We start from the raw sequence: 24,908 nt of genomic DNA on the forward strand, positions 1-24,908 counted from the left end.
TGATGCTAATAAATCCCTCCTCTGCTCCAAATCTGACATCATGCGCCGCCCCCCAGAAACAAAATAGCCCCAAGCTTTCGGCACACGCTCGGGATGGCTGAGCGGGCGTACTCGCTTGGGGCGAATGTAGGCAAGCTGTGCCGCATCCCTGTCCTATAGTCAAGATCTCGGCATAGGCGCGGGGGTCGGTTTGGTGCAATACCTACGAAGGTGCCCAAAAATCTTTCGCTGCAGCCAAGTCCGCTTCCGAATCGACCTCAGCCCACCCATTCTCAACAAACGCCGCCCGCGCCTCCCAGCCGCTATCGATCAGATGCTGCAGGAAGCTGGTCATGTACATGTTGTCGTAGTCCTTGCCGTCGTAGGTGGCATCGCGGTCCATGGCGCGCCAGACGGCGGGGAGTTGGGGGACGAGGTCGGCACGGACCTTGAGAAGCCCCATGTACTGGCCCTGGATCTCGTCGTAGCTCGACGGCTTCTTGCCCAGTTCGGTGATCCGGTTGCCGTCGGTAAGCTTGAGCGTCTCGGCATCCGCCAGCGGGTCGTCCATCCGAGCCTCCCAGTAGCGGCGCCAGGCGCGATCGACGGTGAGGCAGACCGGGGCGTTGCATGCGAGCAGGGCGTTGAGCACCCGCGGCTCGTAAACAATATCGCCGTAGGCGATGATCACCTCGTCGCTACCAGCCATGACCGACTCGGCGGCGAAGAGGGTGGCGACCATGTTGGTTTGATCGAAGCGCTCGTTGATGTGCAGGGTGATATCCGGGCGCTGCAGCCACTCGGCCCGGTAGCCGCCGACGACGTGGATATCTTCGATACCAGCGCCGCGCAGGACTTCGAGTTGGTGCTCAAGCAGAGGCTTGCCCTCAAGCTCGACCATGCACTTCGGCCGATCGTCGGTGAGCGGGCGCAGCCGGGTGCCTTGCCCGGCGGCCAAGATGATCGCTCTCATGGGTTTGCTCCCAGATGAGTGGTGATGAGTTTTCGGTCGGCCTCGGCAGTGGGTGTGTCGCGCTCCGGGTGCCACATGATCCCGAGCCAGGGCAGATCAGAGTGGCGCAGGGCCTCGACGCTGCCGTCCTCGGCCCAGGCTAGCGCCTGCAGGTCATCGCCAAGGGCGTCATTTGGTACACCGTAATCGTGGTAGCTGTTGACGGTGCGCCGGCCATGGTTAAGCCACTCGCCGGTGACCGCATGCTCCTCGGCCACATGGCCGGTCAGTGGGACTAGATCCCCGCCCTGGTGGACCTGGATCATCTGCATACCGCGACAGATGCCGAGCACCGGCACCCGGTGCAGCCGGGCGTAGGCCAGCGCGGCGCGCTCGAGGTTGTCGCGCTCTGGGGCCTGGCAGATGTCATTGCCGCCACTAAGCACGATACCATCAGGGTCCAGGGCATCGAGGTAGTCAGCAGCTGCGCGAGCGTCTTGCGCGGCATCACCTTGTGCCGCGGCAATCGCGCTGCATAAGGGAATAGGCAGAAAGCCCAGGGTCCAGAGCAGCCCGCCAAGACGCACGTCCAAGGCATCGCGGGTCTCATCGCGCCCGGAGATGGCATCGCGGCGCTGGCTGACGGCTATGCGTCTCACCGGATAACCCGTAGGATCTGCCGTGGGGGATCGAGCTCCAGCACCCGGGCCTGAGCGACCTCACGGTAGCGCTGCTCACCGACGCCAATGGCCGCGGGCAGACCGAACTCCGCAGCCCGGATGGCCATGTGGGAGTTGGCGCCGCCGAAGAGCGTGATTAGACCGGCAATCCCCTGGCCGAAGAGCCAGTCGTAGCCCGGATCGGCCTGGGGGATTAGGGCGATGCGCCCGGCAATCGGTGGCGGTTCATCGGCGCTATGACGGGCCAGATCGATGGCCTCGGCGGTTACCGCGCTCGCCCCGACGAAGTTAGGGCGATCGGCATCGAGCAAGAAAGCGTCGAGTTGCTCGGCGCCCCCAATCAACGGCGGTAACTCGCACGCCTCAGCGATCTGCCGGGCTTCACGATTGGCCGCCGCCTGAGCGCGCAACGCGGCTATGGAATCGGTGCCGGGGCGCCGGGCATCGCGGGTGGCGAGCAGATCAGACAGCGGCAGATCAGCCAACTCACTGCGGCTAAGCCCATGCTCAGCGCCAAATGCAGCCAACGCCTCAAGGGCGGCGGAGAGATTGCGCGAGAAGACAAACTTAGCGTACTCCCGCCCCTCGATGGCCTGACGGAGGAACGTCTCTACAACCTCGGCCGTGGCGGGCAGTTCCAGCTCGGCGAGCGCCTCTAGGAACGCATCCCTTTCCCGTTCCCAGGCCGTGGCATCCGCCTCCTCAAGCTCGGCCTCCTTAGCGTGCTCGATGAGCGGGCGGAGGAAACGCTCCGGGTCGGCATCATAACGCGGCGAGTGGATATCGTAAGTGCCGGGGCGCAGGTGGCCGTAGCGCTCCACGAAATCAGTCCAGGCCATGGAGCCGTCGGCAGTGGCTCGGGCGTCGGTGGTCAGCTGGTGGCTAACGGTACGCAAGGTGGAGAGGAAACTCTCGCGAGCAGCGGCACTGATCGCACCGGTGGCCTCGGCGCCGCGCAGCAGGGTTACGGCGACAAAGCCGCTGCGCGCTAGGTGGGCGAAGGGTAGGGTGCCTAAGCGTCGGCAGTCGTCGAGCAAAAGGCGGGCCCGCTCCAGCGGATCGAGCTCGGTGTGCTGGATGCGCTCAAACCGCTCAGCTAGGTGCTCGATGGCGGCGAGATCCTGTTCACTGCGAGTGAAGGCGTGAGCGGTGATGCCGTGCAGACCGGCACGCAGCTCGGCGACCTCCGCCTCGCACAGACCGGCCTCGCGGCGCAGGCGCTCTTCCCAGCCGGTGAATCCAGGGGCCAGGCAGGTGGGCACCACCTCAAACTCCACCTTATCGTGAAGCTGCGGCCGCGCACGCAGCCAGTCGACGTAAAAGCGTAACAGCTTATCGGCCACCGGCTCGCTAACACTCGCCGGGATAAAAGAGGCGAAGCTCGCGCGGACATCGACGAAGGGGCGTCCCGCGAAGCTGACCAGCAGCGGGGCGGGACGCACGTCACGGTAGCCGTACTCGGCGCGCTGCTGCGCCCAGACTTCATCCATGACCAGCTCGCGGTAGAGGCTCTCGGCCAGCTGCCCGGGGGCGGTGCCAATGATCTCCGCCGGGTTCCAGTCCGGCATGACACCATACAGCGGCGGAGTCGCGCCCGGCAGCTGTGGCGGCGAGGGAGCTAAGCGCTGCCAAGCCTGATGGGCCTCAGCCAATGCCTCGTGACAGGCCTCATCGCCGACCCCCTCCGCAGCCCGATCCACGGCGATGGGCCGGACTTGGAGGATGTGTACCCGATCGCTGTCATCAATCGCGAACTCCACATCCAGGGCATCAAAACCGAGCAGCCCCTCGACCTCCTGCAGGGCGGTGAGTACTCCCTGCAAGCGGGGGTCAGGCAGCTCGGAGATCTCGGCCCCGCGGCGGTGGAGCAGCGTGGCATGGTTCTCGCTGCTGCCGCTGGTAATCCCCTCAGTATTACCCTCGCGCTCGTAGTTGATGACGTACCACGGTGCGCCGCGCTCAAGCGTGCGGGTAAAAGCCACGCCGCTGATAGCAACATCAGCGAGCATTGGCTGGACTAGAACCTGGTCGTCGTCCTGGATGCCGGCGTAAGAGCCGATCACCTGCTCGATAGCCGCCTGCAGGTCGTTATCCGGATCGACGCCGAGAACGCTGTGATAGGCGCCGGCATTGGAGGCAGTGAAGGCGTCTTCGCTGCGTGCCGAGGAGCGCACCACCAAGCTCTGTGCGCCGAGTTGATGGCGGACGCGCTGCAGGCAATCTGCTGGATTCTGCTGCCAGTCGGCGACGGTGAAGGCGACCTGATCAAGAATCGTGGCGCTACGGACCATCCCGCGCAGCCGGCTAAGGGTCTCGGCCTTGGTGCCGAGGACAAAATGGGCGATGTCGCGCGGCTCATTGACCTCGGCCCAGTCGCCGCGGGCGTCTACCGCCTCGACGGTTAGCCCCTCGGCGCGCAGGTACTCGATCAGCCCAGATAGGTGCACCGTGCGTAGGCTCTCGGGCATGTGCTCCTGCAAACGGCGCAGGCGATCGACCGCCTCAGGAGCGAAGTAGACCAGGCCGATGAACTCGCCGTCGGCCCAGTCGACGGGGATGTCGGCCCCCAGCCGCACAGCCTGGCCATTGGCTACAGCTACCTTCTCGCAGCGAACTAAATCCTCTTCACTGCGTCCGGAATAGCGCGTGCGCCAGGCGCTGTCCCAGGCGATGGCAATCGGCGCTCGCGAGTCGCGTAAGTGCTCGACAAGCCAGTCCCGATAAAGGATATCGCCGTAGCTGACCAGTATCGGCTCCTGGGCATTCAGTGGCGCGACAAGCAGAGACACGCCGCTACCAGTCTCAGCCCAATAGGGGTTTTCCACCATCCGCAGATCGGGGTAATGGGCGCTAATAGCGCCTGATTGGTAGCCAGCGACGAAAATAGCCTGTGCCGTGGTGCAATCAGCAACATCGACTAGCCACTGAAGGACCGATGTGCCGGTATATGGCTCATGCAGGGCGGTGGGCGCTGTTCCGCGGTGAGGGGCACCAGCCCCTAAAACGATCAGACGCCACATGTTTTCGTCCGACTTCTCTGCATATCCGCGATGCTGTTGCTCCTCGCGGCGGGACTCAATCATTGATCAGCTTCTCCCCGAAATTCGGTGTGGAAACAACGATTTTCATCATTGGCGTGTCCTATTGGAGGTGTCCGTTACCATTGGACCACAACGCCCTGGAAGGGCTGTGCGTCATAGTAAAAGAGCCGATAGACGTAATCTAGCCAGACGCCGTCTGCTTCCAGGTTCGTGAGGCGCAGGACATGGCGCTTGCATAGGTGACGAGCACTATCAGCGGTGGCGGCGGGTGTGTCGCAGAAATGTGGCTCCACGAGCTTGGGCAGCCGCTTGTGGAAAAAGCCACCATCTATGAGGATGGCTATGCGGCGAATCCTCATGCGCCGCCCCCCAGAAACAAAATAGCCCCAATCTTTCGGCACACGCTCTGGATAGGGGAACGGGCGTACTCGCTTGGGGCGAATGTAGGCAAGCTGTGCCGCATCTCTGTCCTGTAGTCAAGGCCCAGCAGGGGGCTGGGCACTAGGAGAAATTGCGTATGTCCTTCCCAGCGGCACCTTACCTCGTAAACCGCTCCGGCGGCTCGAAGCCGATGTCATCCGGTTGCCGGCCCGCGGCGAAGAAGTCCCGGTACCACTGCACCGTGCGCTCGACGCCCTCGCGCCAGGGCACCTGCGGCTCTTAGCCGAGTTCCTCCCGGCACTTGGTCAGATCCGGTCAACGACACCGTCTCCGGCGTCGGGATCGGCGCATCGAATAGATCCGTGGTGGCGGCGTAGTTCTCGCTGCTGGAGGCGAAGACCACGCACCCACCTCGGCGCGCTGGAGCCACTCCAGGGTGTAGTGGGTGAGCGCCGTGTTCACCCGGATCACCTCCTCCGGGTGCTCCAGCGTGCGGTTCACGCCCACGATCGCCGCCATCATGTAAACGTAATCATAATGATTGGCGAGCTTGGCGTAAGCGCGTGGGTCGGTGAAGTCGTCCTCGATGACCGTGAGCTCGGCCCGCTCGTCGGCATCGAAGTACTCCTCAAGCCGACCGCGGTAGCCCTTGTCGGCCAGCGTGATGGTGTAACCGCCGTCGTCGAGCAGGCGGCGGGCGATGTTGATACCGATGAAACCGCCGCCGCCGAGGATGAGTGCTTTGATCAATTCCTGTTAGTCCTACTGTGCGTGTTCAGGCGCGTAATCAACCGTACGGTGGCCGATCGTCTTGAACTATAGATCGGTCACCAAGTTTGGTGTGCAAGCGGTAAACCCACATGGGCTCAATAATCAGCGTAACCAAAAGTGTGATTAGCGCCATCCATGCAGAATGGTTCCAGCGCAGGCAGATTAGCTGGTTCGTTTGCATCCCTTCATAGCCCAAAACAACCCAAAAAGCGACAACAAAGATCAGCGCGAGTTGGAACTGCACTACTAATGGATAATTTGGGCGTGATTGCGTTTCCTCCGGTTTCGGACCGGCGCTGCCATCGTAGCGAACCATCGGAGTAACCGCTTTTTGCCAAGTGCTCAGTCGGCTCACAAATAACGCAGTGTGAATGAGGATAACCCCGCCGCTGCTTTATCATTCCTTGCGTTCGTGCCTCAATCAATTAGCTCTTCGTTAGCTCTTCGATTGTCAGGATACGGTCGAAGAGGGAATGCACGCTGTCTTTATTCCCCTCGGCTACCTCGCGCAAGAGTTGCTCAGCATTAGAGCCGTTGGCGACCCTCGACACACCCTCGGCCAACGTGTAACCGGTGCTTAAGCATAAATCAGTCGCGACGAGTACGCTGTCGGTTCCGCCTATTTCCCTTTGGTCGAGTCTCCGGTTAAGTTCCTCCGACAACTCGCTTTCTCTTAGGACGATTTCCGGGCATCGCTCAGATGCCCGATGGCTCAACCGCCACTTAAGAGCAGCCGCTATCATCATCTGCAGTGTGCGCCCCTCCGGAGACGGAGCAAAAAGGCATATTCTCGAGGTTGCCGGTTTTTGCGCATCCGCTACCTCAAGAACCTGATCCGCGAACAACACAGCAAAAAGCACCATCCAATGGCTGGAGGTCAAAAAGTACGTTAGGTCGTAGGCTCCTTCTGCCCCAGCCTCCTCCCGCAGTGCGGTACTCATGGCAATAATCGCATCCCTCGCCCGGGCGTGTATCCGAGCCTTGTCTGCGGTGGCGGACTCAGCCGCCTGCATGCACGCGTCAATCCACACCTCCGAACCAATATCTTTCGTCGTCTCTCCTGTACGATCAAAGACATGCTGTCGATCCGCATCAGCTTTGTATAGACTCCTCACGTATGCGTTGGGGATTTCCAACATTAGGTAATTCTCCCAACGGAAGAGAGTATAGATGCTCAATGAGCAATTTCTGTGGCCAGCTCTCCGGGCATGACTATCCAATGCGGCAACACTGTACCCGGTCTTGATAGCTTCGTCACACACTAGTATCTCGCAGGCACAAGACTGATCCAGTAAGTCGACATGATAATGAAGAGGGTGGACCTGAACGTAAGGGAAAAGTTTGAACGCCCACACGGGGCGTAACGCGTGATCGCGGTAAAGATTAAGCCAATGGGCCAAAAATAGCCCGGATGAGTAAAGGCCCAATAGCTTAACATTACACCCGCTAGAGTCTTCGGGGGTATAAGTAGCTAGCGCCGACGCTTCCCGAGTATAGCAATCCAGAAGGTGACGTAGCTCCCCCCAGGAGGCCAGCTGTATCAGTTCCTCAAGCTTAAAGGAGCTCTCGAAGCTCCTTGTTTCCCCGGAGGCCTCACGCCTTGCCCTATCGATCAAGGTGTTGGCGGGCGAACTGGAGTCGTTCAAGTCCCCTGAAACTCCATCGTAGCTTCTGGTGCGTATCCCTGCGGTGCGAGCGCATCGACCTCATCGAGCAACCTCCGAGTGGTATAAGCATCAACCCAGGGGTAAAGCGCCGCCCCATCTTCCGGAGACCAACTGAACAGACGCTTGACCAGACCGCACTGGAGGTCGAACCACTCGCCGTACGGCAGGCTGTTTGACTGATACATCCGTTCCACCATGGCGTCATACCGCTCAAGCCACGCCGATACTTCGTCTAGCACCTGTCCTTTGTTGGGGTTATCCGGCCACGCATCCTGCATTAATCCCTCAATCTTCCAAAGGACCATGGCAGCGTGCCAACTCATTGGCTCCAGGGTCTGAAACCGCTGGCGATACGAGTCCATAACCTGGGCATATGCTCGGCGCAACCCTTTGCCCTTTACCTCTCCCGGCTCCTGCCCCTGCCAGCACAGGAGCAGTTTCAGCGGCAACCCACGAACCGCCAGCCGAAACCGCTGTTCACTCCTGCACGCTTCCCTAATTTCATCAAGATGCCGCCGTGCACACTGATACTTTTCGTAATTTAGTTCCTGTCGCAAAAAGAGCGCTTTCCGGTAGCGATCCGGGTCATAATGCGGGTCATCGTTGAACAGCACCTCGTAAAGAGGGAGCAGGTGTAGTACATATTTGCCCAAGAGCCAACGCAAGCGCCGCTTACGACTCTCCTCTGAAGACCGACCCAGCATCCGGTCTACGAGCGTCTCACGCCTGGGCGGATGAGCCAAGCGAGCAATCTCCTCGCCAAGGAGCCGGACGGTCCGTTCTCCGGCGCCCATTGGAGAATTCATTGCGGTATTGGGATTCTCACGGAAAAAAAATTTCTTGGAACGCGATGCCAACAGGTCGGAGTAGAAACGCATGAAGCGGGCTTCATCACCGGCCCAAGTCTGCAAAACACCCGCAACCTCTGCGTTGAAGCGCGAGATCCAGTAGAGCGAATCGGCCACCCATGCCTTGAAGTCCGGCGAGTCTAGGTCGAACGCTTGGGATTCGAACGAGGCTAAGTTTTTCCTGCCACGCTCCCAACGATAGAGGGCCTGTGCGTCGATTTTTGTTGGGAACTGCTGCGCAGATGCGTCAGCCATGCCTATTTCCTCTTTTCTCATGCAAGGCTAACAAGGCTTCCCTTTGGGTTACGAACAAAGCATACCGGCTTACAAGCCCCCCCGGCCAAAACTTTGACTTCGTGCCGCGCTATGGCAGCACGACCCGCATCCCCGGCAATGTGTGAATATGCTATCCCGGACACATCATAGCCCCAAGCTTTAAGCACACGCTTAGGGTTAGTGGGCGGGCGTACTTGCTCGGGGAGAAAGTACGCGCAGCGTGCCGTATCTCGGTCCTATAGTCAATACCGAGGGCTCACCCTCCGGGCGCTCGCCGCGGGCGATCGGATCGTCATCGAGACCCCGGTGGGGGCGTCTGCGTGCCGCCGCCGGGTCTTCATGCCCTCCAGTTACGGTCTTGATAACCGTTGGCCGCTAAATTTCAGAAAAATCCCATATAAATAGGGAACTTTTTCCTTATACATGGCCATGTTGTGGGAGTAGCATCGTTCCTGCATTCGGGGCATGGAAGCCGCCCTACCGCGCCGCGCAGGAAGCGCTCGGATGCCCTAGGTAGTAGTCTAAGCACATGGATCTGTGCGACCTATCTTAGGGTTAAGGCAAAGGATTGTCAGGCGGGGTAGGGTATGTCGAGACAGGGAGGCGTGAGGGATTACGCTAGTCAAGGCACGGATGCTGTAACGGGACGAGCGCGCTGGGGATGTGTGAGCAAGGATGCTGCCATCCCTAGAGCCCCAACTCGTGCGCTTTGGCGGCGGCCGGCGGATCCTCCTTGAGCGTGATCTCGCCGGGGCCGATGTTGGGGCTGTCCTTGATCATAGTGGCGAGCTTGGCGAAGGCGCGGGAGTCGGTTTGGAGCAATACCTACGAAGGTGCCCAAAAATCTCTTGCTGCAGCCACTCTGCCCGGTAGCCGCCGACGACGTGGATATCTTCGATACCAGCGCCGCGCAGGACTTCGAGCTGGTGCTCAAGCAGCGGCTTGCCCTCAAGCTCGACCATGCACTTCGGCCGATCGTCGGTGAGCGGGCGCAGCCGGGTGCCTTGCCCGGCGGCCAAGATGATCGCTCTCATGGGTTTGCTCCCAGATGAGTGGTGATGAGTTTTCGGTCGGCCTCGGCAGTGGGAGTGTCGCGCTCCGGGTGCCACATGATCCCCAGCCAGGGCAGATCACAATGGCGCAAGGCCTCGACGCTGCCGTCCTCGGCCCAGGCCAGCGCCTCCAAGTCATCGCCGAGGGCGTCTCCCGGCACTCCGTAATCGTGGTAGCTATTGACGGTGCGTCGGCCATGGTTAAGCCACTCGCCGGTGACCGCATGCTCCACGGCTACATGGCCGGTCAGTGGGGCTAGATCCCCGCCCTGGTGGACCTGGATCATCTGCATGCCGCGACAGATGCCGAGCACCGGCACCCGGTGCAGCCGGGCGTAGGCCAGCGCGGCGCGCTCAAGGTTGTCGCGCTCTGGGGCCTGACCGATGTCATTGCCGCCACTAAGTACGATACCATCGGGGGCGAGGGCATCGAGATAGTCAGCAGCTGCGCGAGCGTCTTGCGCGGCATCACCTTGTGCCGCGGTTACCGCGCTGCATAAGGGAATAGGCAGAAAGCCCAGGGTCCAGAGCAGCCCGCTAAGACGCACGTCCAAGGCATCGCGGGTCTCATCGCGCCCGGAGATGGCATCGCGGCGCTGGCTGACGGCAATGCGCTTCACCGGATCACCCGCAGAATCTGTCGCGGGGGATCGAGCTCCAGCACTTGGGCCTGAGCGACCTCGCGGTAGCGCTGCTCACCGACGCCGATGGCCGCCGGCAGACCAAACTCCGCGGCGCGGATGGCCATGTGGGAGTTGGCGCCGCCGAAGAGCGTGATCAGACCGGCAATTCCCTGGCCGAAGAGCCAGTCGTAGCCCGGGTCAGCTTGCGGAATCAGGGCGATGCGTCCGGTTGGGGTCGAACTCGTCGAGGCCTGGCTCTATCTAGACGGTACGGATAGGTCCCGGATACTGCGCGAGCTGATGATCGCTGGTCAGCAGCGTGTAGCCCTCGACACCAGCCTGCGCGATCAGCATGCGGTCAAAGGGATCCTTATGGAGGTCTGGAAGGCTGCCTACGGCGAGGGCATGGGCGCCACGGATCGCTAACTCCTCGTAGCCGTGTTCCAAGAGCTCGCGCCGGAGCACGGAAGGCTCCACATCCACCCGGAAGTCACTACGGTCGAGACCGCGCTTGATGGTGATCTCCCACAGGCTCGTAACGCTGTAGGCGAGCTGATAGTCCGGATCGAGGAGGAGGTCTCGCGCTTGCTGAGGTAGGCGCGGGGAGTCCGCTGCTGCCCAAAGCAGGATGTGGGTATCAAGGAGCAGATGCATCCGGATCCTCTCCCTGGAAGGCGTCGAGGATTGCTTGCCCGCCGAGCCGGTCGAAGTCGTCAGGCACCTCGATCTGCCCCTTCAGGAAGCCGACGCGCTCACTGGTTCCAGGCTGCGGTGACTCAAAACGGGATAGGCGCGCGATCGGTTGGCCAGATCGAGCGATGATGACCGACTCCCCCTGGCTGACCTTATCGAGGAGGCGGGAGAGGTGGGTCTTGGCCTCATGGATGTTGACGGTCTCTGTCATGGAGCCCCGCTGGTGTTTACGTTGAACTTAGTCAATTAGGCTAGACTAAGCGGTACCCAAAGGCAAGTACACGATCCCTCCTCGACGCTGACCTGCGGGCAGTAGCCGATACCCCGGGCCAGGTCGGTGATAGCCAAGTGGGTCTCCGACACGTCGCCGGGCTCCAGAGGGTGTTAGCGCTTCTCGGCCTCGATGCCGAGCTCGCGCTCGAGGACCTCGACGAAGCGCATCAGCGGCACCGGCTCGTCGGCGCCGATGCTGTACGGCCGCCTGATCCGTCTATCCGTTTGCGGAAGGCGATGGTATCTCGCTTGTTGCGCCGTGCCTGCTCGGCAGTCGTTTGCTCCGGTCCGCAAGTGTTGCAGACAGAGAGTAAGAAGGAAGCTCTCCGCGATCTGCTGATGGATCGAGCCTCAGCTCTGGCTGTCCAGGACCTCATCGGCGCTGTCGGCTTGGAAGACACGATCGGACCAAGCCCACAGGGTCTGCTCGTCGGCAGAGCGGATACGTTCGAGTTGCTGATTGTTGACCGGGCCGAACCGCCTTTCCAGCATTCGTGCGAGCATCTTGGCCTCGCTTTCCAGTCGACCCTCTTGCCGACCCTCTTGCCGACCTTCTTGTCGACCCTCCTGCCTTGAGCGGCTTACGATGCCGGTCATGATGGCTACCTCCTCGGGGTAGCGCTGCTTGAACAGTTCCTGCCAGATGCTGCCGGCACGACTCGGCTCCGGCCTGCCAGTAAAGGTACTGGAAGCTCAGGTACGTGTGCTGATCCCCGGCAAGCTCAAGCCGTGTGGGCACCGGGCGTGCGGAGAGGAAGATGACCACCGGCGCCTCACCGGGCGTAGTCGACGATGAGGTTCTTGAAGTCCTGGTCGTAGTCGGGGGTCTGCTGGCTCATCGGGTGTTTCTGCCATCCAGTGGGAATCGAGCGGGTCAAGGCGACGGTAGCACGGCCGGAGGTGGGCACCAGCTCCACACCGCGGGCCATCGGCCGAACGAGGGCCTGCGCTCGGCGAGCATTTTCTGTACCTCCTCCAGATCCCGGATCTCTTCGCCTTGCAGTATGGATCGCTCATAGAGGACAGGATGATGGGAGACGCCCTGGAAAGGGTGGCGTCGTATCGGCCGCGTCCATACGAACGGCGGCTAGCCCAGAATCTCTTTCAGCCGCTCGACAATCTCGGTCCGGTCATCTTCGGATGCTTCGGCGAGCTTGAATTGCCGCCATTTCACGGCCGGGAGCTCTTCGCAGCGGGGGATTCCGAGCAGCTCCCATCGCGGCGCACCCTGAAAAAATCCATAGAGGAACGCCTTATGCTCCTCAGGCATGTTGACGACAAGATCCTCGACCAGCCTTGCATGCGCATCACGAAGGGCGTCCATTGGCAAGTCGGTTGCCGTCATCCCCTGAAAGCCGTGCTCATAGTCATGCGTGATATCCCGGCATTCACCCGAAAGAAGCCTTTGTGGCGGGCGGCCGTGGCTGATCAGATACACGATCAGCGCTGTTCGGAGCTCGGGCGTAATGCCCTCGGCGTTGAGCAGTTCGTGCACATCGAAAAGGTCGCGCGGGTGCTGCCGGTCGAGCGCGGCGATACATTTTCCGGCGTAGAGGTCGGGAAATGACAGCACGGGCATTTCTGCGAAGCCGTACTCCTCCTCGGCACGCTCACAGATGAGGCGGTTTTCGGGGTCAAATACGACCCCGCGCAGGACCGGGGTGACCTCGATCTTGATCTGCACACCATCCAGTGTGCGCACGACGAGCCTGGTGATCTCGGTTTGGGAGCCGGGGGCCGATTCCTGCACGCGTATCCGAGAATCGCTTTCCCGGATACGCTCGCCGATCCGCCGGAGCGCAGCGTCGATCCCCGTCAGCGACCGCGCCCGGTCGGCGAGCGGCAGGTAGTTGAGATCGATATCGACAGACAGACGCGGCAGGTTGCGATAGAAGAGATTGATTGCCGTCCCGCCCTTGAGCGCAAAACACTCTTCTTGCGCGACTAGGGGCAATGTCCTGACGAGAAGCTGGACCTGCCGGCGATAAATCTCACTGAAGGGCATCCATGTCCTCCGGTATCGTTATGTTGTATGTACGGTCCAGCCGTCCGCCTTTGACCAGCGCGCGCTTGCCCTTGCCAAGCGTGATCCGGTCCCGGTTGAGGTGCGCGGCCCACTGGTGGCGGTGGCGGTCGGCAAAATACAGAAACAGGCGTTTGACCTTGACGCTTGTGGCCTGCTCAAGCAGCGGCTGTAAGCGGCGCGGACTCAGATTGACGAGCCCTTCCATGATCATGTCGACATCGTGGAAGGTCTCCCGGGTTGGCAACTCGTCGAGAAGTTCGAGGAACGCCCGTTCGGCGCTCGATATCACGAGCGGCCATTTCCACTCGCCCCACTGCATAACGCGCAACGCACCGGGCAATGCCGGGTAATCGTCCGGGGTCATCGACAGCGAGACGCCGGAGCCGGCCAGCCCCGTATCCGGCAGGAAACGCGAGCGGTTATGCGTGAGAAACCGTGCCTTCAGCGGGAGCTTATGCAGCCAGCCGGGGAGCTTGGTGGCGCTGTAGAGATGGATGTCCTGTTGCGTCTGCCGGAGATAGTGGGCGTATCCCTGGAACTCCAGCGCTGTGCGTCCGCCCACCGACACCGGCAGGTCGAGCATCGCCTGAAGCGATATGACCACCTGCTCCCAGGCAAGCGGGCCGCGCGGTCGGCGATAGACACCGCGTGCCGGCTGCTCCAGCCAGCCGCCGTCGACATACTGGCTACGCAGGGAGCGTGAGAAGCCGTTGTCTTCCAGCCATCCGGCATCGACAAGCAGCCCTTCCGGGAGCTGGCGTAGCAAGCGGTTTATTTTTCGCTCTTTATGCTCAGTCATAATGAGCATAATAGGAAAATAATAAACTTTGGGCAAGTTTAAAAAGCCGCTGAAACGTCAAGCGAAGCTGTGCAAATACGGCAACACGTAAACTTTGGCAAGAGGCTTGAACGCACGCAGCGTGCCCCCGGGTCGCGCACACGCCGTATTCACCACAGCCCCGTTCTTGCCCGTTCAGAAAGTGAGCAAGGCGCGCTCGTGGACGAACTCGTCGGTCCACTCGCGCTCGCGCTCGAGGACCTCGACGAAGCGCATCATCGGCGCCGGCTCGTCGGCGCCGATGTTGTATGGCCGCCTGGTCCGTCTATCCGTTTGCGGAAGGCGATGGTATCCCGCTTGTTACGCCGTGCCTGTTCGGCAGTCGTTTGCTCCGATCCGCAAGTGTCGCAGACAGAGAATAAGGATGGGCGCTTTTCCAAATGCCCACGGTGCTCGATCTCACACTCATCCCAGTGTTCAGTGAGGTTACCCTCACCGCAGATCGGGCAGGGTTGCTTGTTATGCTCGTTCGGCATTTTCGCGGAACTTAGCTCTGGCTGTCCAAGACTTCATCGATGCTGTTGGCCTGGAAGACGCGGTCAGACCAAGCCCACAGGGTGTCCTCGTCGGCAGACCGGATACGCTCGAGCTGCTCCTCGGTCAGCGGGCCAAAGCGTTTCTCGAGCATTCGGGCGAGCATCTGAGCTTCGCCTTCCAGCCGGCCCTCCAGTCGGCCCTCTTGCCGACCTTCTTGTCGACCCTCCTGCCTTGAGCGGCTTACGATGCCGGTCATGATGGCTTCCTCCTCGGGGTAGCGCTGCTTGAACAGTTCCTGCCAGATGCTGCCGGTACGACTCGGCTCCGGCCTGCCAGTAAAGGTACTGGAAGCTCAGGTAAGTGTGCTGATCCCCGGCAAGCTCAAGCCGTGTGGGCACCGGGCGTGCGGAGAGGAAGATAACCACCGGCGCCTCACGGGGGTAGTCGACGATGAGGCTCTTGAAGTCCTGGTCGTAGTCGGGGGGTCTGCTGGTGGGTTTATGTAATAGACTCTATGCTGATGTAATTTTCGAACCGCTTGAAATCCGTCACGTTATGAGTGAGTAGAGCAGGGACGCCGACGGCCATCATGGTTGCGACGATGTTAGCGTCATGAACCTGTTTGCCGCCTATAGAAAAATCGGTCATGAGCGCCTGAAGGTGTTCCGCCACGGCACCTGTATCGTCGGCCACCTCAAAATGTTCCTCAAAGTAACGCAATCGCTGCACGATAATCTCAGGCGTTGCAGCGTGTGCAAAGGGCTGCGGGCGTGATCGCACAGCAGCGAACTCGCGCAATATTTGCCGGCTTATCCATAGCGCCCGTCCCTGTTGACGGGCAACTTTCAGCTTGCCCAGTGCCTGCGTGTGTAGCGGCGCTTCGCCGATATTGGCATAGACCAGCACATTGGTATCGACGAAAAGGGCGTTATCGTCCATCGTCGCCGTAGATATCTTCGCGGCGCAGACTCAAATACTCCGGCCAATGGCCGATGTGATCTACCGGGAAATCCTGCAGCTTCTCTTCTTTTCTACATCCGGCATAAGTGCGACTGCGTAAGAAATCAATGAAATTTTCCACTTCCAGGATGCGTTCAGGGGGAAGTTGCCTGAGCTTTTCGATCACGGCTTGTGTCTTCTGGGTATGCATTATGGGCTTCCTGAGTTACCTGCGTGAGCCAATACGCGTCATTGAGAACGGGGCTCCTCTCGTGCTGTCTCCAGCCTACTCTCGGATAGCATTGTTCAGCCAACTATACCATTCACCAAGCCTGATTGCTCTGGCTGCCTGTTCTCCCACGTCCACGGCAAAGGCCCCTTTATTTACCCTCAGCCCCCCCTTCTAACGTCGCCACGTCTCCGAGTGTTGGCGTAGTGAGCGCACCCAGTCGACGTACCTACGCGTTCCGACAACCCTGGCGGAGTGGGTCTTGGCGCTCAATTCGCCGAGTATACGGAGGAAGCTCTCCGCGATCTGCTGATGGGTCGAGCTCTAGCTCTGGCTGTCCAGGACCTCATCGGCGCTGTCGGCCTGGAAGACGCGGTCGGACCAGGCCATGTCACCAATCAGGCCAAAAAAGGGGTGATTGGCCGCAGTCCCGCCACCGGGGGAGCGATACCGTGCAGGCAACTCTCGTCATCTGGCTTGAAGGAGTTGCTGATATGAAAACTGCGCGCCTTGAAATTCATGATGTCCGGGAAGTTTCGGTCCAGAAAATCTTGATCCAGATCCCTCCAGGCGCTTATCAGCCGGGCTAGTTCTTCCTGTTCATCAGCATTCAGGTCCGGCAGCGCCTGACCATGGAGAAAGACCTGCTCCATACGTTCCACCCAGTTCCGCGTCTTGAGCAGTCTCTTGGTCAGTTTGGCAGCGATTTGCCACTCGCCTTCTTTGTGGGTGTGCCCAAGGCGCAGGACATGGCGCTTGCATAGGTGACGGGCACTATCAGCGGTGGCGGCGGGTGTGTCGCAGAAATGTGGCTCCACGAGCTTGGGCAGCCGCTTGAGGAAAAAGCCACCATCTATGAGGATGGCTATGCGGCGAATCCTCATGCGCCGCCCCCTAGAAACAAAATAGCCCCAAGCTTTCGGCGCACGCTCGGGATGGGTGAGCGGGCGTACTCGCTTGGGGCGAATGTAGTCTGACTGTGCCGCATCTCTGTCCTATAGTCAAGGCCCAGCAGGGGGCTGGGCACTAGAGAAATTGCGTATATCCTTCCCAGCGGCACCTTACCGCGTAAACCGCTCCGGCGGCTCGAAGCCGATATCATCCGGTTGCCGGCCCGCGGCGAAGAAGTCCCTATACCACCGCACCGTGCGCTCGACGCCCTCGCGCCAGGGCACCTGCGTCTCGTAGCCGAGCTCCTCGCGGCACTTGGTCAGATCCGGTCAACGGCACCGACTCCGGCGTCGGGATCGGCGCATCGAATAGATCAGTGGTGGCGGCGTAGTTCTCGCTGCTGGAGGCGAAGACCACCCGGCCTACCTCGGCGCGTTGGAGCCAGTCCAAAATGTAGTGGGTGAGCGCCGTGTTCACCCGGATCACCTCCTCCGGGTGCTCCAGCGTTCGGTTCACGCCCACGATCGCCGCCATCATGTAAACGTGATCATAATGATTGGCGAGCTTGGCGTAGGCGCGAGGGTCGGTGAAGTCGTCCTCGATGACCGTGAGTTCGGCCCGCTCGTCGGCATCGAAGTACTTCTCAAGCCGACCGCGGTAGCCCTTGTCGGCCAGCGTGATGGTGTAGCCGCCATCGTCGAGCAGGCGGCGGGCGATGTTGATGCCGATGAATCCGCCGCCGCCGAGGATAAGCACCTGGGTCACTTGGGATCTCCGTTGGGGGTGTTGGGTTGGTACTAGCCGAATGCTCAGCCTCGGGTTACTCTGCGCCGCGGTTGAGCTTGCTCGGGACAAACAGGGGGAGTGTTACACCTCGGATGGGGGAGCGACTCGTGACGTTCTGGACAAGCTCGCGGAAATAGGGCCAGGCGTGATAGGCCACACATCGTTCGTTGAAGTGCTCTTGTTCGGCTTCGCTCCACTGCCCAGGGACGATAACACGATAAACAAGTGAATACCGTGCGCTAAGGTGGATTAGCAGACCGTCTTCAACCCGACTGGCGTCCGGTGAGGGTTCCGGGGCGTCATCCGGGAAGCCCTGCACAGTGATCTTCGCGGAGGCCAGGGTGGTGCCTCCAACCTCGCCAGCGAGGGCTTCGTGATCGTGGCCGATATCGAACCGGAATCTGAGCTTGCCCGATTGCGTCTCTGGCTGTTCAGGCGTGTCCATGTGGAGGCTTGTGAGCGAGATGCTCTCGAGTTCCAGCGCCTCGGCCAGGCCGCAAGCTTCAGAACTCGTCTGCGTTGCGTCAGCCGTCATTGCTCATGACCCATGCGTGGTTAGTTCCACCAAACGTGTGGGGGGTCTCGTAGGTGTAGGTCTCGCCATGGAGTTGCTCGACATCCAGGGTGATCGGTCTCTGACGGCGCCGGTGCTGGGGGGCTGTAGAGAGCTCGGCCGGTCTCTTCCGCCCGAAATGCTCGAAAGCCAACGCCCGCAGGAGGCGATCCGCGGGGGCCGGAACTTCGCTGTGCCCGATTTCCCACCGGCTGAGGGTGACTGTATGGACCCCGAGTAGCCCCGCCAGCTCTTGTTGCGAGCGGTTCAGCGCATGGCGAACGAACGCAATCTCCTGACCGTTAAGCCGGGCATCCAACTGGCAGAGCAGCTCAACGGCTTGCCGGATCAGGCGACGATAAGCGGGGAATTCCTCGAATCCCTCGCCGCAGCGACGGCACTCCAGAAACGGTACGTTCACAAGGCGGATTGACTCCAATCCCAGACCGTTATCCCGCTCAACGCGGCTGATTTCGACCTCAGCCGAATTACAGACTGGGCAATTCAGAGCACTCATGGCCTCCTCCTGCGATTAGATGACCGTTACGATCAGTAACCGGCGTTCCTTCAAAATCGTTACCGCGACGTCAACCCGGTCATAAGCATCGTCCAATCGCATCCGGTACGTGTGGTGCTGATGCGGGGCCTGCGGCTCGTCGGCACGAGTTACTGCTCCTCGGCAAAGGACGTCGAGCACCCACGCGTCATGGACTCCACGCTCTCGCTGACGATCCCGCGCGTGCCGCGAAAACAGGACACTTGTTTCCTCCGACCCCGCCATGGTGTTGATGACGCGGGTCGCGAGTGCCAAGTCCGTTGGTGCCATCCGTAGCTGATCAAGCATAGTTTGTTAGCAAAGTGCTAAGTCGTCAAGCTTGGTCAACGAAGTAGCGGCGTGGCCGACCGTCACAAATCCCCCCTTTCCCAACACCTTCACCTTATGCCGCTCCCGTAACTGCACGATCTGCTCCGTCGAGAGCACACCAATGGTGTCGTACGCGTCTTGCCCGAGGCCTTCTCCGCCGCTTCCTCGCACTGCGGTGCTCGGCTAGCGCCTCGTTCCATAACAGACAGTGAGCCCAGCGTTGGTGCTCCAACTCTGCGAGCTGGGCTTGCGTGGGGTAAAGCCGATATGTGACTTTGCGCTGGACCATTCAATAAGTGTACACAGTACATCGAACAACAGGAAGCACCGGAATGATGGCGATGCGCGCCAAGCGCCGCTCACCCTCCGGGCGCTCGCCGCGGGCGATCGGATCGTCATCGAGACCCCCGGTGGGGGCGTCTGCGTGCCGCCGCCGGGTCTCCATACCCTCCAGTTGCGGTCTTGATAACCGTTGGCTGCTAAATTTCAGAAAAATCCCATATAAATAGGGAACTTTTCCCATATACATGGCCATGTTATGGGAGTAGTATCGTTCCTGCATTCGGGGAATGGAAGCCGCCCTACCGCGCCGCGCAGGAAGCGCTCGGATGCCCTAGGTAGTAGTCTAAGCACATGGATCTGTGCGGCCTATCTTAGGGGTTATGGCAAAGGATTGTCAGGCGGGGTAGGGTATGTCGAGACAGGGAGGCGTGAGGGATTACGCTAGTCAAGGCACGGATGCTGTAACGGGATGAGCGCGCCGGGGATGTGTGAGCAAGGATGCTGCCATCCCTAGAGCCCCAACTCGTGCGCTTTGGCGGCGGAGCGAGTGCAGCAAGGGGGCCTTCTCAAAGGGGCACACCAAGCCGCCAAGACCTATTACATGCTTGGGCCCTTGGAAAGCTCTTACAACGTTAGTTAGCAGGAATCGGGCAGCCAGCCTTGCGGGTCAGCCCCAGCTTAACTTCTTTGCGCTGGTGCGGATCGTGCTCGTTCTTCGCGGCCAGCTGGGCTAGAACCACACAGGCAAAGGGCTCGCCGGGGCCGATGTTGGGGCTGTCCTTGAGCATTGTGGCGAGCTTGGCGAAGGCGAGGGGGTCGGTTTGGTGCAATACCTACGAAGGTGCCCAAAAATCTTTCGCTGCAGCCAAGTCCGCTTCCGAATCGACCTCAGCCCACCCATTCTCAACAAACGCCGCCCGCGCCTCCCAGCCGCTATCGATCAGATGCTGCAGGAAGCTGGTCATGTACATGTTGTCGTAGTCCTTGCCGTCGTAGGTGGCATCGCGGTCCATGGCGCGCCAGACGGCGGGGAGTTGGGGGACGAGGTCGGCACGGACCTTGAGAAGCCCCATATACTGACCCTGGATATCCTCGTAACTCGTCGGCTTCTTGCCCAGCTCGGTGACCCGATTGCCGTCGGTGAGCTTGAGGGTCTCGGCATCAGCCAGCGGGTCGTCCATACGCGCCTCCCAGTAACGGCGCCAGGCGCGATCGACGGTCAGGCAGACCGGGGCGTCGCACTCGAGCAGGGCGTTGAGCACTGGCGGCTCGTAAACAATATCGCCGTAGGCAATGATCAGATCTTCGCCGCCATCCATGATCGACTCGGCGGCGAAGAGGGTGGCGACCATGTTGGTTTGATCGAAGCGCTCGTTGATGTGCAGCGTGATATCCGGGCGCTGCAGCCAATCGGCCCGGTAGCCGCCGACGACGTGGATATCTTCGATACCAGCGCCGCGCAGGACTTCGAGTTGGTGCTCAAGCAGAGGCTTGCCCTCAAGCTCGACCATGCACTTCGGCCGATCGTCGGTGAGCGGGCGCAGCCGGGTGCCTTGCCCGGCGGCCAAGATGATCGCTCTCATGGGTTTGCTCCCAGATGAGTGGTGATGAGTTTTCGGTCGGCCTCGGCAGTGGGTGTGTCGCGCTCCGGGTGCCACATGATCCCCAGCCAGGGCAGATCACAGTGGCGCAGGGCCTCAACGCTGCCGTCCTCGGCCCAGGCCAGCGCCTCCAAGTCATCGCCGAGGGCGTCTCCCGGCACTCCGTAATCGTGGTAGCTATTGACGGTGCGTCGGCCATGGTTAAGCCACTCGCCGGTGACCGCATGCTCCACGGCTACATGGCCGGTCAGTGGGGCTAGATCCCCGCCCTGGTGGACCTGGATCATCTGCATGCCGCGACAGATGCCGAGCACCGGCACCCGGTGCAGCCGGGCGTAGGCCAGCGCGGCGCGCTCAAGGTTGTCGCGCTCTGGGGCCTGACCGATGTCATTGCCGCCACTAAGTACGATACCATCGGGGGCGAGGGCATCGAGATAGTCAGCAGCTGCGCGAGCGTCTTGCGCGGCATCACCTTGTGCCGCGGTTACCGCGCTGCATAAGGGAATAGGCAGAAAGCCCAGGGTCCAGAGCAGCCCGCTAAGACGCACGTCCAAGGCATCGCGGGTCTCATCGCGCCCGGAGATGGCATCGCGGCGCTGGCTGACGGCAATGCGCTTCACCGGATCACCCGCAGAATCTGTCGCGGGGGATCGAGCTCCAGCACTCGGGCCTGAGCGACCTCGCGGTAGCGCTGCTCACCGACGCCGATGGCCGCCGGCAGACCAAACTCCGCGGCGCGGATGGCCATGTGGGAGTTGGCGCCGCCGAAGAGCGTGATCAGACCGGCAATTCCCTGGCCGAAGAGCCAGTCGTAGCCCGGGTCAGCTTGCGGAATCAGGGCGATGCGTCCGGTTGGGGTCGAACTCGTCGAGGCCTGGCTCTATCTAGACGGTACGGATAGGCCCCGGATACTGCGAGAGCTGATGATCGCTGGTCAGCAGCGTGTAGCCCTCGACATCAGCCTGCGCGATCAGCATGCGGTCAAAGGGATCCTTATGGAGGTCTGGAAGGCTGCCTACGGCGAGGGCATGGGCGCCACGGATCGCTAACTCCTCGTAGCCGTGTTCCAAGAGCTCGCGCCGGAGCACGGAAGGCTCCACCCGGAAGTCACTACGGTCGAGACCGCGCTTGATGGTGATCTCCCACAGGCTCGCAACGCTGTAGGCGAGCTGATAGTCCGGATCGAGGAGGAGGTCTCGCGCTTGCTGAGGTAGGCGCGGGGAGTCCGCTGCTGCCCAGAGCAGGATGTGGGTATCAAGGAGCAGATGCATTCGGATCCTCTCCCTGGAAGGCGTCGAGGATCGCTTGCCCACCGAGCCGGACGAAGGCGTCAGGCACCTCGATCTGCCCCTTCAGGAAGCCGACGCGCTGACTGGTTCCAGGCTGCGGTGACTCAAAACGGGATAGGCGCGCGATCGGTTGGCCCGATCGAGCGATGATGACCGACTCCCCCTGGCTGACCTTATCGAGGAGGCGGGAGAGGTGGGTCTTGGCCTCATGGATGTTGACGGTCTCTGTCATGGAGCCCCGCTGGTGTTTACGTTGAACTTAGGCAATTAGGCTAGACTACGAGCATCGCCGAGCGCCACGGCTGGATGCGGATCCCCCGCTGCTCACGCGCCTCGCTGCCGGCGTAGATCAGCCGCGCTCCGGCGGCCTCGTCGCCGGCGAGCTCGCACCAGCGCTCCAGACCGCGGAGGGCATCGCGGGTCACCGTCGCTCCGGCCTTGATCTCCACCGGCTGCAGGCGGCCGCCGCGCTCGATCACCAGATCGACCTCGCGCCCGGCCCGATCGCGCCAAAAGTAGAGATTGGAGGGACGTCCGGCGTTCCAGCGCGCCTTCAGGTGCTCGGCGACCACCCAAGTCTCGAATAGTGCGCCGCGTAGCGGGTGGGTGTCGATCTGCTGCGCAGACTCGATGCCGAGCAGCCAGGACGCCAAGCCGGTATCGAGCATATAGAGTTTCGGCGTCTTGACCAGGCGCTTGTTGAAGTTGTTGTGGTGCGGCGGCAGCCGATGGATGATGTAGCTGGCCTCGAGCACGGAGAGCCACTCCCGGATCGTGTTGTGGCTGACGCCGGTCTCCTCGGCGAGCGCGGATTGGTTGAGCAGCTGCCCGGTCCGTCCCGCCGTCAAGCGCAGGAAGCGCTGGAACAGGGTCAGGTCGCGGACGCCGAGTAGCTGACGGACGTCGCGCTCAAGGTAGGTCTGGACGTAGGAGCCGTACCAGAGGGTGGGCTCCACGGGGCGGTCGTAGATCGGCGGGTAGCCGCCCCGCCAAAGCGCCTCGTTGAGCTGCTCCGGTAGCTGCTGCGCAGCCTGGAGCTCGTCGCGCGCGAACGGCAGAAGCGCCAGCATGCCGACTCGTCCGGCGAGGCTCTGGGTCACGGCCGAGACCATCCCGAATTGTTGTGAGCCGGTCAGAATCCACTCGCCGAGCCGACCGCTCTGGTCGACGCGTCCCTGCAGGTAGGAGAGTAGCGCCGGACAGCGCTGGACCTCGTCCAGAACAGCCCCTCCCGGAAATTGGGCGAGGAAGCCACGCGGGTCGTCGGTGGCGAACTCCCGCTGGTCCGGGTCCTCCAGGGAGGTGTAGGGGTGGTCCGCAAAGAGCGCCCGGACGAGGGTGCTCTTGCCGGATTGGCGGGGCCCGGTGACGGCGACCACCGGGAAGCTGGCAGCCAGCTGCTCGAGCGTGGCCTGGGCGTGCCTCGGAATCATGTGCTGATTGTAAGCGGCACTTACAGTTAGCACAAGCCATGGCGCGTGCAACGCGGTTAGGCGCGCGGTTCCGAGTCCACCGTGCAGAGCCTGCTCGGCGGTCGGATGCAGCACATCCCTGTCGGTGGTCAAATGCTACGCACTTGCGGGCTGCGCGGCGCTTCGCTCGCACGTTCTCCAATAAGCCCCACACGGCGCGCCAAGAGGCGGCCCACCGCCCGGGTGACCGGCAGACGACACCGCCCCCTGTGTCCGGTTACGGCGTCAGGACACATTCCCACGCGCGTTGTGGGCCTTCCAGAGCAATGCCGGGTGGCTCTGCACAAGAGCCGTGAGCCGCGGATCCAGATCCAGCACCTCGGCGCGAATCTCACCGTGGTCCAGATGCAAAGGTGGCGGGCACTATCGGCGGTGGCGGCCGGCGTGTCGCAGAAGCGTTGCATGCGTGGCTGACCCCGCGCGATCCCACTGGGGTCTATCGCCTGATGCTCGATCTGATGCTGCTCCTCGGTTTGTGGGTGCGCGAGTGCCGAATCGTCGTGGCGCTCCCGGAGCTCATCCGCGACGTTGGTGGTCAGTCGTCGATGAGCTTCAGCCCGTAGGGCCGGTAGTCGGCAAAGGCGCTGTCGGCGGAGAGCAGGGTGAGGTGCTCTTGGATGGCGCAGTGGATGAGCAGCCGGTCGAATGGGTCGCGGTGGCCGATCTGGGGGAGGCGATGGAAGGTGGCGAACAACCCTGTCGACGCCTCGCGGATGCGTAGGCCCGCCCGCTCGGCGTAGTCCGGCAACTCGTCCGGTGTCACGCCCTCGAGCGTGAGCTTCCCAAGGGAGAACTTCAGCGAGATCTCCCAAAAGGTCACGCCTGAGACGTACACGGCCTCGGCTTCTTCGATGGCAGCCATGATGCGAGGCGGGATGCGATTCGGCGCCATGAGGAACCAGAGCAGGATGTGGGTATCCGCGAGGCACCTCATGGCCCGCCAATCATGTCCTCATCGCTCAAGGCACTGTCCTCGTGGAACGCGAAGGAGGCCCGCTCCTGCAACAGCCCCGGCTTGAGGGCGGTGCTTTGCTGCTGGCGATATTTCTCGTAGGGCACGAGGACGGCCACCTTCTCGTGTCCGCGGCCGAATTCCAGCACGAACTCTTCGCCCTCGGTGCGGATCCGCTCGAGGATCTCCGAGAGGTGGGCCTTCATCTCCCCGACTTGGACGGTGCGCATGGCGACGACCTCACAGTGGGATCCTCTATAAAATTGCTGCGAGAATGACAACTTGTCAAGTTGATGTCGGGGCAGGTAGCGCTTCTCGGCCTCGATGCCGAGCTCGCGCTCGAGGACCTCGACGAAGCGCATCAGCGGCACCGGCTCGTCGGCGCCGATGTTGTAGAGCCGCCTAATCCGTCTATCCGTTTGCGGAAGGCGATGGTATCCCGCTTGCTCATCGAGCTCAGCGTAGGTGTCCA

The 24,908-nt window shown here is 61.5% G+C and carries 38 protein-coding genes and 1 pseudogene; 2 read left to right on the forward strand and 37 right to left on the reverse strand.

Annotated features, from left to right (window positions below; genetic code table 11):
- Nucleotides 1-202: 202 nt before the first annotated feature.
- From HH1059_RS01750 to HH1059_RS01835, 19 genes are all read right to left on the reverse strand, one after another.
- Nucleotides 203-952, reverse strand: a complete 750-nt coding sequence (locus HH1059_RS01750; RefSeq protein WP_096407583.1) for a phosphocholine cytidylyltransferase family protein — start codon at nt 950-952, stop codon at nt 203-205.
- On the reverse strand, nt 949-1,590 hold the full coding sequence (locus HH1059_RS01755) for a gamma-glutamyl-gamma-aminobutyrate hydrolase family protein (RefSeq protein ID WP_096407586.1): 642 nt from the start codon (nt 1,588-1,590) through the stop codon (nt 949-951). The genes HH1059_RS01750 and HH1059_RS01755 overlap by 4 nt, the downstream gene beginning before the upstream one ends.
- On the reverse strand, nt 1,587-4,694 hold the full coding sequence (locus HH1059_RS01760) for a PEP/pyruvate-binding domain-containing protein (protein WP_231901995.1): 3,108 nt from the start codon (nt 4,692-4,694) through the stop codon (nt 1,587-1,589). Before HH1059_RS01760 ends, HH1059_RS01755 begins: the two co-directional genes overlap by 4 nt.
- 74 nt (nt 4,695-4,768) lie before the next feature.
- Nucleotides 4,769-5,011: a hypothetical protein gene (locus tag HH1059_RS01765; protein WP_179948768.1), complete on the reverse strand. Its 243-nt coding sequence runs from the start codon at nt 5,009-5,011 to the stop codon at nt 4,769-4,771.
- Nucleotides 5,012-5,348: 337 nt separating this feature from the next.
- On the reverse strand, nt 5,349-5,783 hold the full coding sequence (locus tag HH1059_RS01770; protein WP_096407589.1) for an NAD-dependent epimerase/dehydratase family protein: 435 nt from the start codon (nt 5,781-5,783) through the stop codon (nt 5,349-5,351).
- Nucleotides 5,784-5,820: 37 nt separating this feature from the next.
- Nucleotides 5,821-6,120: a hypothetical protein gene (locus tag HH1059_RS01775; RefSeq protein WP_096407591.1), complete on the reverse strand. Its 300-nt coding sequence runs from the start codon at nt 6,118-6,120 to the stop codon at nt 5,821-5,823.
- Between the two features lie 109 nt (nt 6,121-6,229).
- Nucleotides 6,230-6,943, reverse strand: a complete 714-nt coding sequence (locus tag HH1059_RS13050; protein WP_162549290.1) for a hypothetical protein — start codon at nt 6,941-6,943, stop codon at nt 6,230-6,232.
- 503 nt (nt 6,944-7,446) lie between these two features.
- Nucleotides 7,447-8,574 carry a hypothetical protein gene (locus tag HH1059_RS01785; RefSeq protein WP_096407596.1) on the reverse strand — a complete coding sequence of 376 codons (1,128 nt, stop codon included), beginning with the start codon at nt 8,572-8,574 and terminating at the stop codon, nt 7,447-7,449.
- Between the two features lie 797 nt (nt 8,575-9,371).
- Entirely contained in the window at nt 9,372-9,629 is a 258-nt protein-coding gene (locus tag HH1059_RS13890; RefSeq protein ID WP_096407599.1) for a sugar phosphate nucleotidyltransferase, read from the reverse strand.
- The gene (locus HH1059_RS01795; RefSeq protein ID WP_096407601.1) at nt 9,626-10,267 is read right to left on the reverse strand and encodes a gamma-glutamyl-gamma-aminobutyrate hydrolase family protein; all 642 of its coding nucleotides are present in this window, start codon (nt 10,265-10,267) and stop codon (nt 9,626-9,628) included. The genes HH1059_RS13890 and HH1059_RS01795 overlap by 4 nt, the downstream gene beginning before the upstream one ends.
- Nucleotides 10,264-10,491, reverse strand: a complete 228-nt coding sequence (locus HH1059_RS01800) for a PEP-utilizing enzyme (protein WP_096407604.1) — start codon at nt 10,489-10,491, stop codon at nt 10,264-10,266. The genes HH1059_RS01795 and HH1059_RS01800 overlap by 4 nt, the downstream gene beginning before the upstream one ends.
- A 40-nt stretch (nt 10,492-10,531) precedes the next feature.
- Nucleotides 10,532-10,924, reverse strand: coding sequence for a type II toxin-antitoxin system VapC family toxin (locus HH1059_RS01805; protein ID WP_096407606.1), 393 nt, complete (start codon nt 10,922-10,924; stop codon nt 10,532-10,534).
- On the reverse strand, nt 10,908-11,174 hold the full coding sequence (locus HH1059_RS01810; RefSeq protein WP_096407609.1) for a type II toxin-antitoxin system Phd/YefM family antitoxin: 267 nt from the start codon (nt 11,172-11,174) through the stop codon (nt 10,908-10,910). The genes HH1059_RS01805 and HH1059_RS01810 overlap by 17 nt, the downstream gene beginning before the upstream one ends.
- Before the next feature lie 173 nt (nt 11,175-11,347).
- Nucleotides 11,348-11,530, reverse strand: a complete 183-nt coding sequence (locus HH1059_RS01815) for a hypothetical protein (RefSeq protein WP_096407611.1) — start codon at nt 11,528-11,530, stop codon at nt 11,348-11,350.
- A 57-nt stretch (nt 11,531-11,587) separates the two neighbouring features.
- Nucleotides 11,588-11,833 carry a hypothetical protein gene (locus HH1059_RS01820; RefSeq protein ID WP_096407614.1) on the reverse strand — a complete coding sequence of 82 codons (246 nt, stop codon included), beginning with the start codon at nt 11,831-11,833 and terminating at the stop codon, nt 11,588-11,590.
- A gap of 490 nt (nt 11,834-12,323) precedes the next feature.
- Complete coding sequence (locus HH1059_RS01825; protein ID WP_096407617.1) at nt 12,324-13,241, reverse strand: nucleotidyl transferase AbiEii/AbiGii toxin family protein; 918 nt, start codon at nt 13,239-13,241, stop codon at nt 12,324-12,326.
- A complete protein-coding gene (locus tag HH1059_RS01830) occupies nt 13,228-14,061 on the reverse strand; it encodes a type IV toxin-antitoxin system AbiEi family antitoxin (RefSeq protein WP_096410290.1) in 834 nt (277 codons plus the stop codon). Before HH1059_RS01830 ends, HH1059_RS01825 begins: the two co-directional genes overlap by 14 nt.
- A 254-nt stretch (nt 14,062-14,315) precedes the next feature.
- Nucleotides 14,316-14,576 (reverse strand): hypothetical protein, encoded by a 261-nt coding sequence (locus HH1059_RS13060; protein WP_162549292.1) that lies wholly within the window; start codon nt 14,574-14,576, stop codon nt 14,316-14,318.
- Between the two features lie 11 nt (nt 14,577-14,587).
- Nucleotides 14,588-14,833: a DUF4351 domain-containing protein gene (locus tag HH1059_RS01835; RefSeq protein WP_096407619.1), complete on the reverse strand. Its 246-nt coding sequence runs from the start codon at nt 14,831-14,833 to the stop codon at nt 14,588-14,590.
- 28 nt (nt 14,834-14,861) lie between these two features.
- Here HH1059_RS01835 and HH1059_RS01840 point away from each other — a divergent pair, with 28 nt between their 5' ends.
- Nucleotides 14,862-15,083 carry a hypothetical protein gene (locus HH1059_RS01840; protein ID WP_162549293.1) on the forward strand — a complete coding sequence of 74 codons (222 nt, stop codon included), beginning with the start codon at nt 14,862-14,864 and terminating at the stop codon, nt 15,081-15,083.
- Here HH1059_RS01840 and HH1059_RS01845 read toward each other — a convergent pair.
- The 15 genes from HH1059_RS01845 to HH1059_RS01915 form a co-directional block, all read right to left on the reverse strand.
- Entirely contained in the window at nt 15,076-15,516 is a 441-nt protein-coding gene (locus tag HH1059_RS01845; RefSeq protein WP_096407624.1) for a type II toxin-antitoxin system VapC family toxin, read from the reverse strand. The two genes, HH1059_RS01840 and HH1059_RS01845, sit on opposite strands and share 8 nt — an antisense overlap.
- Entirely contained in the window at nt 15,506-15,727 is a 222-nt protein-coding gene (locus HH1059_RS01850) for a hypothetical protein (RefSeq protein WP_096407627.1), read from the reverse strand. Before HH1059_RS01850 ends, HH1059_RS01845 begins: the two co-directional genes overlap by 11 nt.
- A 416-nt stretch (nt 15,728-16,143) precedes the next feature.
- A complete protein-coding gene (locus HH1059_RS13600) occupies nt 16,144-16,629 on the reverse strand; it encodes a hypothetical protein (RefSeq protein WP_179948769.1) in 486 nt (161 codons plus the stop codon).
- Between the two features lie 247 nt (nt 16,630-16,876).
- Nucleotides 16,877-17,401, reverse strand: a complete 525-nt coding sequence (locus HH1059_RS01860; RefSeq protein WP_162549294.1) for an NAD-dependent epimerase/dehydratase family protein — start codon at nt 17,399-17,401, stop codon at nt 16,877-16,879.
- Nucleotides 17,402-17,456: 55 nt separating this feature from the next.
- Entirely contained in the window at nt 17,457-17,957 is a 501-nt protein-coding gene (locus HH1059_RS01865) for a hypothetical protein (protein WP_096407632.1), read from the reverse strand.
- Nucleotides 17,947-18,492 carry a type II TA system antitoxin MqsA family protein gene (locus tag HH1059_RS01870; RefSeq protein WP_096407634.1) on the reverse strand — a complete coding sequence of 182 codons (546 nt, stop codon included), beginning with the start codon at nt 18,490-18,492 and terminating at the stop codon, nt 17,947-17,949. Before HH1059_RS01870 ends, HH1059_RS01865 begins: the two co-directional genes overlap by 11 nt.
- A 15-nt stretch (nt 18,493-18,507) precedes the next feature.
- Complete coding sequence (locus tag HH1059_RS14035; protein WP_109962848.1) at nt 18,508-18,819, reverse strand: DUF4258 domain-containing protein; 312 nt, start codon at nt 18,817-18,819, stop codon at nt 18,508-18,510.
- 94 nt (nt 18,820-18,913) lie between these two features.
- Entirely contained in the window at nt 18,914-19,129 is a 216-nt protein-coding gene (locus HH1059_RS14040; RefSeq protein WP_096407637.1) for a helix-turn-helix domain-containing protein, read from the reverse strand.
- 625 nt (nt 19,130-19,754) lie between these two features.
- Complete coding sequence (locus HH1059_RS01885) at nt 19,755-19,952, reverse strand: hypothetical protein (protein ID WP_109962849.1); 198 nt, start codon at nt 19,950-19,952, stop codon at nt 19,755-19,757.
- A gap of 3 nt (nt 19,953-19,955) precedes the next feature.
- The gene (locus HH1059_RS01890) at nt 19,956-20,705 is read right to left on the reverse strand and encodes a phosphocholine cytidylyltransferase family protein (RefSeq protein WP_109962850.1); all 750 of its coding nucleotides are present in this window, start codon (nt 20,703-20,705) and stop codon (nt 19,956-19,958) included.
- Nucleotides 20,702-21,343, reverse strand: coding sequence for a gamma-glutamyl-gamma-aminobutyrate hydrolase family protein (locus tag HH1059_RS01895; protein ID WP_096407601.1), 642 nt, complete (start codon nt 21,341-21,343; stop codon nt 20,702-20,704). The genes HH1059_RS01890 and HH1059_RS01895 overlap by 4 nt, the downstream gene beginning before the upstream one ends.
- Complete coding sequence (locus HH1059_RS01900; RefSeq protein WP_096407639.1) at nt 21,340-21,567, reverse strand: PEP-utilizing enzyme; 228 nt, start codon at nt 21,565-21,567, stop codon at nt 21,340-21,342. Before HH1059_RS01900 ends, HH1059_RS01895 begins: the two co-directional genes overlap by 4 nt.
- Before the next feature lie 40 nt (nt 21,568-21,607).
- The gene (locus HH1059_RS01905) at nt 21,608-21,994 is read right to left on the reverse strand and encodes a type II toxin-antitoxin system VapC family toxin (RefSeq protein ID WP_096407642.1); all 387 of its coding nucleotides are present in this window, start codon (nt 21,992-21,994) and stop codon (nt 21,608-21,610) included.
- Complete coding sequence (locus HH1059_RS01910) at nt 21,978-22,244, reverse strand: type II toxin-antitoxin system Phd/YefM family antitoxin (protein WP_096407644.1); 267 nt, start codon at nt 22,242-22,244, stop codon at nt 21,978-21,980. The genes HH1059_RS01905 and HH1059_RS01910 overlap by 17 nt, the downstream gene beginning before the upstream one ends.
- Before the next feature lie 40 nt (nt 22,245-22,284).
- Nucleotides 22,285-23,445 (reverse strand): ATP-binding protein, encoded by a 1,161-nt coding sequence (locus tag HH1059_RS01915; RefSeq protein WP_096410292.1) that lies wholly within the window; start codon nt 23,443-23,445, stop codon nt 22,285-22,287.
- A 392-nt stretch (nt 23,446-23,837) separates the two neighbouring features.
- Here HH1059_RS01915 and HH1059_RS01920 point away from each other — a divergent pair, with 392 nt between their 5' ends.
- A complete protein-coding gene (locus tag HH1059_RS01920) occupies nt 23,838-24,047 on the forward strand; it encodes a hypothetical protein (protein WP_096407647.1) in 210 nt (69 codons plus the stop codon).
- Here the strand turns inward: HH1059_RS01920 and HH1059_RS01925 are convergent.
- The 3 genes and pseudogenes from HH1059_RS01925 to HH1059_RS13720 form a co-directional block, all read right to left on the reverse strand.
- Nucleotides 24,020-24,418: a type II toxin-antitoxin system VapC family toxin gene (locus HH1059_RS01925; RefSeq protein WP_096407649.1), complete on the reverse strand. Its 399-nt coding sequence runs from the start codon at nt 24,416-24,418 to the stop codon at nt 24,020-24,022. The two genes, HH1059_RS01920 and HH1059_RS01925, sit on opposite strands and share 28 nt — an antisense overlap.
- Nucleotides 24,415-24,666: a type II toxin-antitoxin system Phd/YefM family antitoxin gene (locus HH1059_RS13715; protein WP_201173926.1), complete on the reverse strand. Its 252-nt coding sequence runs from the start codon at nt 24,664-24,666 to the stop codon at nt 24,415-24,417. Before HH1059_RS13715 ends, HH1059_RS01925 begins: the two co-directional genes overlap by 4 nt.
- A 69-nt stretch (nt 24,667-24,735) precedes the next feature.
- Nucleotides 24,736-24,837, reverse strand: a pseudogene (locus HH1059_RS13720) (capsular biosynthesis protein CpsI); the annotation flags it as partial.
- Nucleotides 24,838-24,908 lie beyond the last annotated feature (71 nt).

Origin of the sequence: Halorhodospira halochloris, from assembly GCF_002356555.2 — a bacterium.
In the GTDB taxonomy this organism is placed as follows: Bacteria; Pseudomonadota; Gammaproteobacteria; order Nitrococcales; family Halorhodospiraceae; genus Halorhodospira; species Halorhodospira halochloris.